Annotated in this window: 7 protein-coding genes and 1 pseudogene; 4 read left to right on the top strand and 4 right to left on the bottom strand. The window is 74.2% G+C overall.

The annotated features are described in order from the left end of the window. A pseudogene (locus DKT68_RS13990) lies at positions 1 to 246 on the top strand (hypothetical protein); the annotation flags it as partial. 130 nt (positions 247 to 376) lie between these two features. Here DKT68_RS13990 and DKT68_RS13995 read toward each other — a convergent pair. The 4 genes from DKT68_RS13995 to fabG form a co-directional block, all read right to left on the bottom strand. Beyond that, entirely contained in the window at positions 377 to 1,156 is a 780-nt protein-coding gene (locus tag DKT68_RS13995) for an HAD-IIA family hydrolase (protein WP_099855682.1), read from the bottom strand. A gap of 36 nt (positions 1,157 to 1,192) precedes the next feature. Next, positions 1,193 to 2,221: a ferrochelatase gene (locus DKT68_RS14000; RefSeq protein ID WP_109817841.1), complete on the bottom strand. Its 1,029-nt coding sequence runs from the start codon at positions 2,219 to 2,221 to the stop codon at positions 1,193 to 1,195. Positions 2,222 to 2,320: 99 nt separating this feature from the next. Next, entirely contained in the window at positions 2,321 to 3,088 is a 768-nt protein-coding gene (gene fabI / locus DKT68_RS14005; RefSeq protein WP_109817842.1) for an enoyl-ACP reductase FabI, read from the bottom strand. Positions 3,089 to 3,125: 37 nt separating this feature from the next. Further along, positions 3,126 to 3,830 carry a 3-oxoacyl-ACP reductase FabG gene (gene fabG, locus DKT68_RS14010; RefSeq protein ID WP_109817843.1) on the bottom strand — a complete coding sequence of 235 codons (705 nt, stop codon included), beginning with the start codon at positions 3,828 to 3,830 and terminating at the stop codon, positions 3,126 to 3,128. Positions 3,831 to 3,985: 155 nt separating this feature from the next. Here fabG and DKT68_RS14015 point away from each other — a divergent pair, with 155 nt between their 5' ends. From DKT68_RS14015 to DKT68_RS14025, 3 genes are all read left to right on the top strand, one after another. Next, the gene (locus DKT68_RS14015) at positions 3,986 to 5,224 is read left to right on the top strand and encodes a sensor histidine kinase (protein ID WP_146218365.1); all 1,239 of its coding nucleotides are present in this window, start codon (positions 3,986 to 3,988) and stop codon (positions 5,222 to 5,224) included. Then, positions 5,221 to 5,883 carry a response regulator gene (locus tag DKT68_RS14020; protein ID WP_109817845.1) on the top strand — a complete coding sequence of 221 codons (663 nt, stop codon included), beginning with the start codon at positions 5,221 to 5,223 and terminating at the stop codon, positions 5,881 to 5,883. The genes DKT68_RS14015 and DKT68_RS14020 overlap by 4 nt, the downstream gene beginning before the upstream one ends. A 100-nt stretch (positions 5,884 to 5,983) precedes the next feature. Further along, positions 5,984 to 6,483: alpha/beta hydrolase (locus DKT68_RS14025; RefSeq protein WP_236646887.1), on the top strand; the 500-nt coding region annotated here is incomplete at its 3' end.

Here is a 6,483-nt window from a genome sequence, read left to right on the forward strand (position 1 = left end):
GTGGCAGGTCCGTGGCGCCGCCCGGACGGCGCCACGGACCTGCCACCGGGCTTCGACCCGCGGGCACGGCGGCTGTTCGCCCGCGCCGCGGTGCTGGACCGCGTGCTCGCGCTGGCCGGGCACGCCGCGCCCGGTGGCGCGATCAACAACTACGAGGCGCAGCAGCGCGACGCCGCGCTCCGCCCGCTCACCACGGCCTGCCGGCAGGCGCTGGTGGCCGCCTGCAACGCCCCACTGCGCTTCTGACGGGAGGCAACCATGGTCGGCACCGCGGTCTTTCTGCTGTTCGCCGCCGCCGAGATGCTGTTCTTTGTCTGGATGATCATCGTGGTACGCGGGCAGCACCGTCGCATGGCGGCCCGCCGAGGCCGGTCGCTCAGACCTCGTCAAGCAGGTCCGCGACCGAGTTGATGATCCGGGACGGGCGGTACGGGTAGCGCTCCGCCTCGGTGCGGCTGCTGATCCCGGTGAGCACCAGGATCGTCTCCAGCCCGGCCTCCAGACCGCAGAGGATGTCGGTGTCCATCCGGTCGCCGATCATCGCGGTGCTTTCCGAGTGCGCGTTGATGGTGTTCAACGCCGAGCGCATCATCATCGGGTTCGGCTTGCCGACGAAGTACGGCTCCACCCCGGTCGCCTTGGAGATCATGGCGGCGACCGAGCCGGCGGCGGGCAGCGCGCCCTCCACCGACGGGCCGGTGACGTCGGGGTTGGTGCAGATGAACCGGGCCCCGTCGTTGATCAGCCGGACCGCCTTGGTGATCGCCTCGAAGCTGTAGGTGCGGGTCTCGCCGAGCACGACGTAGTCGGGGGCGAAGTCGGTGAGCACGTAGCCGACCGCGTGCAGGGCCGTGGTCAGCCCGGCCTCCCCGATCACGTACGCGGTGCCGCCCGGCCGCTGGTCGGCGAGGAACTGGCCGGTGGCCAGCGCGGAGGACCAGATCGACTCCTCCGGCACGTCCAGCCCCATCCGGCTCAGCCGGGCCGTGAGGTCCCGCGGCGTGTAGATCGAGTTGTTGGTCAGCACCAGGAACGGCTTGCCGGACGAGCGCAGCCGGTTGATGAACTCCGGCGCGCCGGGCACCGGCTGGCCCTCGTGCACGAGCACGCCGTCCATGTCGGTCAGCCAGCTCTGCACGGGCTTGCGGTCATGCATCGGTGATCCCCGGGGTCTCGGTGGGCGGGTGGGCGGTCAGGGACGGCGGGTCGGCACGCAGCAGACGGTGGGACAGGTGTCCCACATCGGCAGCTCGCCGAGGCGGCGGCGCAGTTGCGCGCCGTCCGGGTCGATCCGCTCGGTGACCAGCTCGCGCACCATGGTCACGAAGCGCGGGTCGGTGCCCGGGGTGCCGGCCCGGACGAAGTCCAGGCCCAGCTGCTTGGCGGTTTCCAGCGCCTCGGTGTCCAGGTCCCACACCACCTCCAGGTGGTCGGAGACGAACCCGATCGGGCTGACCACCACGCCGGTGGTGCCGCCCTCGGCGAGGGTGGCCAGGTGGTCGTTGATGTCCGGCTCCAGCCACGGCACCTGCGGCGGGCCGGAGCGGCTCTGCCACACCAGGTCGTACGGCAGGTCGGGGGCGGCGGCCGTGGCCACCAGGCGGGCGGCCTCGCGCAGTTGCGCCTCGTACCGGCCGCCGTGCGGGCCGGCGTTGGCCGCCATCGAGGCGGGGATGGAGTGGGCGGTGAAGACCAGTCGGGTGGTGTCGCGCTCCGCCGGGTCGAGCTGGGCCAGCGCCCCCCGGACCGCGTCGACGTGCGGCTCGACGAAGCCGGGATGGTCCCAGAACTGGCGCAGCTTCTCGATGACCGGGGCGTCCGTGCCGACGGCGGCGCGGGCAGCGGCGATGTCCTCCTGGTACTGGCGGCAGGACGAGTAGCCGCCGTACGCGCTGGTGACGAAGGCCAGCGCCCGGGTGACGCCGTCGTCGCGCATCTGCGTCACCGTGTCGGCGAGCATCGGGTCCCAGTTGCGGTTGCCCCAGTAGACGGGCAGGTCCAGGCCGTGCGCGGCGAAGTCGGCGCGAACGGCGGCCAACAGGTCACGGCACTGCTGGTTGATCGGGGACACTCCGCCGAAGTGCTGGTAGTGCTCGGCGACCTCGGCCAGCCGCTCGGGCGGCACGCCCCGGCCCCGGGTCACGTTCTGCAGGAACGGCATGACGTCCTCGGGCCGTTCCGGCCCGCCGAAGGACACCAGCACCACCGCGTCGTACGCCATGGTCCCATTCTCGCCCCTGGGCCGGAACGACGCGGCGACGCCCCCTGCTCCGCCCGCGTGGATCACACGGGACAGCGGTCGGGGGCGTCGCCGGGGACGTCAGGCGCCGATGGCGTGGTAGCCGCCGTCGACGTGCACGATCTCGCCGGTGGTGGCCGGGAACCAGTCGGACAGCAGCGCCAGGCAGGCCCGGGCGGCGGGCTCCTGGTCGGTGAGGCTCCACCCCAGCGGGGCCCGCTCGGTCCAGGCGTCCTCGAACTGGTCGAAGCCGGGGATCGACTTGGCGGCGATGGTGCGCAGCGGCCCGGCGGCGACCAGGTTGCTGCGGATGCCCTGCTTGCCCAGGTGCAGCGCCAGGTAGCGGGACGCGGACTCCAGGCCGGCCTTGGCCACGCCCATCCAGTCGTAGACCGGCCACGCCTTCGTCGCGTCGAAGGTCAGACCCACCACCGCGCCGCCGGCGGACATCAGCGGCAGCGCCGCCATGGCCAGCGACTTGTACGAGTAGGTGGAGACGTGCAGAGCGGTCGCCACGTCCTCCCAGGGGGCGTCGAGGAAACCGCCGCCCAGGCAGCTCTGCGGGGCGAAGCCGATGGAGTGCACGACGCCGTCGAGCCCGTCGACGTGCTCGCGGACCCGGTCGGCCAGCCCGGCGAGGTGCTCCGTGTTGGTCACGTCCACCTCGATCACCGGCGCCGGCTCGGGCAGCCGCTTGGCGATCCGCTCGACCAAGGAGAGCCGGCCGTAGCCGGTGAGCACGACCTGGGCGCCGTTCTCCTGGGCGAGCTTCGCCACCGAGAAGGCGATCGAGGCGTCGGTGATGACACCGGTGACGAGCAGCCGCTTACCGGCGAGCAGTCCGGACATCCGGGGGTTCCTCCGTACTTTGTCGAAAAAGCGCTGGTCAGTGGCCCATGCCGAGGCCGCCGTCGACGGGGATCACGGCACCCGAGACGTACGCGGCGGCGTCGCCGGCCAGCCAGGTGACCACCGCGGCGACCTCGTCCGGGCTGGCCATCCGGCCCGCCGGGATGGACTTGCGGATCTCCGCCTTGCGCTCGTCGGGGAGGCTGGCGGTCATGTCCGTGTCGATGAAGCCGGGCGCCACCACGTTCGCGGTGATGTTGCGGCTGCCCAGCTCCCGGGTGATCGAGCGGGCCACGCCGACGAGGCCGGCCTTGCTGGCGGCGTAGTTGACCTGGCCGGCGCCGCCGGAGAGGCCGACCACCGAGGAGATGAAGATCATGCGGCCCCACCTGGCGCGGAGCATCTTGGCGGAGGCCCGCTTGGCGACCCGGAACGCGCCGGTGAGGTTGGTGTCGACCACGCCGGTGAACTGCTCCTCGGACATCCGCAGCAGCAGCGTGTCGTCGGTCATGCCGGCGTTGGCGACCAGTACCTCGACCGGGCCCAACTCGGCCTCGACGGCGGTGAAGGCGGCGTCGATCGAGGCGGCGTCGGTGACGTCGGCCCGCACGCCGAACAGCCCGTCGGGTGCCTCGCCGCTGCGGTGGGTGACCGCCACCCGGTCGCCCTGCTTGGCGAAGGCCTGCGCGATGGCCAGGCCGATTCCCCGGTTGCCCCCGGTCACCAGCACGGTACGGGCCACGGTTCCCCCTTGCGAATGGTCAGCACGGACGCGTCGGAGCCTAGGCGTTACCGGCAGGTAAGCGCTAACGGGAGCCGCGTCACACCCGGGTACGACACCGGGATCAACCCCTGGTGGCACGCCTCGCGGGGGTGTCGGCCCGTAGCCTCCCGGTGGTGAACCGGCAACCGATCGTCGTGGCCGTGCAGGCCCTCCGGCAGACCCTGCTGGGCCGGGACGCCCCGCCCGGTCGACCCCTGCTGGCCCGCTGGCCCAGGCTGGCCCGGCACGCCACGCCGGTCGGGCTGCTCGCCGCGCTCGGCCTCTTCTGGATCACCCTCGCCGTGGAGAGCGACTGGGGCCTGCCGACGCCAATCGCGGTGCTGTTCGCGGCGATGACCGTGGCGCCGCTGCTGGCGCTGCCCCGGCGTCCGCTGCTGGCCTGGCGGCTGACGGTGCTGGCCCTGCTGGTGTGCACGTTCAACGCGCCGGACGACACGCCCGGCCCGTGGACCCCGCCGCTGGCGCTCGGGTCGATCGCGGTGGTCGCGGTGGTCGTCGCGCGGGTCGACCGGCCGGTGCTGGCCTGGGTGGTGGCGATCACCGCGGTGCCGGTGCTCACTCTGGTCCGCGCCGAGAACCGGGCCGCCGTCCTGGCGCTGCTCGGCGCGTTGGCGATCGTCGGTGACCTGATCCGGCACAACCGACAGTCGCGGCGGGCCCTCGCCGCGCAGACCGAGCTGAGCGAGCGGGAGCAGGATCGCCGCGCGGTGCTGGAGGAACGCACCCGGATCGCCCGTGAGCTGCACGATGTGGTCGCCCACCACATGTCGCTGATCGCGGTGCAGGCGGAGACCGCGCCGTACCGGCTGACCGACGTGCCGGCGCCGGCGGCCGCGGAGTTCGCCGCCATCGCCGGCTCGGCCCGCGACGCGCTGATCGACATGCGGCGGCTGCTGGGCGTGCTGCGCAGCGAGTCGACCGGCCCGCAGACCGCGCCCCAGCCCGACCTGGCGGACCTGGGCGCGATGGTGGAGGCGACCCGCAGGGCGGGGCTGCCGGTGACCCTGGACGCCGGGCCGGTGGACGCCGGGCGGGTGCCCGCGCCGGTCGGGCTGGCCGCGTACCGGATCGTGCAGGAGGGGCTGGCCAACGCGGCCCGGCACGCGGCCGGCGCCGCGGTGCGCGTCACCGTCCACGCCGGCCGGTCCACCCTGGCGGTACGCGTGCAGAACGCGCCGGCCGACGCGACCGACGCCCGGCCGGGCACCGAGACCGGCGCCGGGCACGGGCTGACCGGCATGCGGGAACGGGCCGTCTCGCTGGGCGGTACGTTCACGGCCGGGCCGCTGCCCGACGGGGGTTACGCGGTGACGGCCGAGCTGCCGTTCGAGGCGGAGGACGGGGACCGATGATCAAGGTGCTGATCGCCGACGACCAGGCGATGGTCCGGCAGGGCTTCGGCGCGCTGCTCGCCGCCCAGCCGGACCTGCTGGTGGTGGGCGACGCCGCCGACGGCGCGCAGGCCGTCGCCGCCGCCCGCCGGCTCGACCCGGACGTGGTGCTGATGGACGTGCGGATGCCGGTGCTGGACGGGCTGGCCGCCACCCGCAAGCTGCTCGGCGACCGGTCGACGCAGCGCCCCCGGGTGCTCATCCTCACCACCTTCGACCTGGACGACTACGTGTACGAGGCGCTGCGCGCCGGGGCGAGCGGCTTCCTGCTCAAGGACGCCCCGGCGGCCGACCTGGTGCAGGCGGTGCGGGTCGTGGCGGCCGGGGACGCGCTGCTCGCCCCGGCGGTCACCCGCCGGCTGATCGCCGAGTTCGCGGCCCGCCCGGACCGCCGCCGGCCCCGCCCCACCGACCTGGCCGGTCTCACCCCCCGCGAGACCGAGGTGCTGCGGCTGATCGCCCGGGGCCGCAACAACGCGGAGATCGCCGGCGATCTGGTGGTGGCCGAGCAGACGGTGAAGACGCACGTCGGGCGGATCCTGGGCAAGCTGGGGCTGCGGGACCGGGCCCAGGCCGTGGTGCTGGCGTACGAGACGGGTCTGGTCGCCGCCGGCGAGTAGCCCCGGGGAGCCAGCCCGGGAACGGCTCCCCGGGAGGACGCCCGAGCGCAACCCACTGACGGACCCTCCCTCCGGACGACATTCCGAAGGGGGCAACGTGATGCGACGACGAGGTGCCAGCCGACTGGCGCTGGCCGCACTGCTCGGCGTGAACCTGGTCCTGCCGACCCGACCCGAGCCCGTCGTGGCGGCCGGGTTCGTCGAGGCGTACCCGGTGACGGCGGCGGCGATGCGCGCGGCCGGCCCGCCGTACGCGGGCTGGGCGGCCGACGGGCGCCGGTTCCTGACGTTCGACCCGCGCGGCGATGGCCGTGCCGTCGAGGTGCTGGGCGACCTGGCCGGCGCGGACCGGATCGCGGTGCTGGTGCCGGGGGTGGGCACCACGCTGACCGACTTCGATCGTGGGCTCGGCGGGGTGGCCCGGCGGGCGCCGTCGGCGCAGGCCGGGCAGCTGTACCGGGAGCTGCGGGCGGCCGACCCGGCGGCGCGGGTCGCGGTGCTGGCCTGGCTCGGCTACGACCCGCCCGACGGGGTGGTGACCGCGGCGAGTGGCGCCAGCGCGCGGCGGGGCGCGGCCGGGTTGGCCGCGCTGCTGCGGGA

The sequence above is a fragment of the Micromonospora acroterricola genome, from assembly GCF_003172955.1.
Taxonomy (GTDB): Bacteria; Actinomycetota; Actinomycetes; order Mycobacteriales; family Micromonosporaceae; genus Micromonospora; species Micromonospora acroterricola.

Excerpts from the sequence above, each read along its gene's own strand:
- DKT68_RS13995 (WP_099855682.1), bottom strand. The coding sequence starts at position 1,156 with ATGCATGACCGCAAGCCCGTGCAGAGCTGGCTGACCGACATGGACGGC.
- DKT68_RS14000 (WP_109817841.1), bottom strand. The coding sequence starts at position 2,221 with ATGGCGTACGACGCGGTGGTGCTGGTGTCCTTCGGCGGGCCGGAACGG.
- fabI (WP_109817842.1), bottom strand. The coding sequence starts at position 3,088 with ATGTCCGGACTGCTCGCCGGTAAGCGGCTGCTCGTCACCGGTGTCATC.
- DKT68_RS14020 (WP_109817845.1), top strand. The coding sequence starts at position 5,221 with ATGATCAAGGTGCTGATCGCCGACGACCAGGCGATGGTCCGGCAGGGC.